Below are 345 nucleotides of genomic sequence, written 5' to 3'. Positions count from 1 at the left end.
GACGGCCAGGATGTGATCGAGGACAACGGCAATGGCACCGATACGTTGGAATTCGGCGCAGGAATTTTGTCGACTGATGTTATTGTTACACAACCTAACGGCAACGATCTAGTTCTCGCGATTGCCGGAACGCAAGACCAAATCACTTTGCGCAATTCTGTCTCGACAAGTTCGGACCGGATCGATCAAGTCACGTTCTCGGATGGCACTATCTGGAGCTACACGGATATCGTGGCGCGCGTGGTAGCGGCGCCGGTTGCCGTGACCCTTACCGGAACTGCCAGTGCGGAGACGTTGCAGGGCGGCGATGGCAACGACACGCTTACCGGCAATGGCGGCAGCGAT

Annotated in this window: 1 protein-coding gene; it reads left to right on the top strand. The window is 56.5% G+C overall.

The features are described 5' to 3' along the window. Positions 1–12 precede the first annotated feature (12 nt). Positions 13–345: calcium-binding protein (locus MTR66_RS21135; RefSeq protein ID WP_243924706.1), on the top strand; the 333-nt coding region annotated here is incomplete at its 3' end.

It is taken from the genome of Novosphingobium beihaiense (genome assembly GCF_022832375.1).
GTDB lineage: Bacteria > Pseudomonadota > Alphaproteobacteria > Sphingomonadales > Sphingomonadaceae > Novosphingobium > Novosphingobium beihaiensis.
The sequence above is the reverse complement of the archived record's forward strand: the minus strand, read 5'-3'. Positions and strand labels throughout refer to the sequence as shown.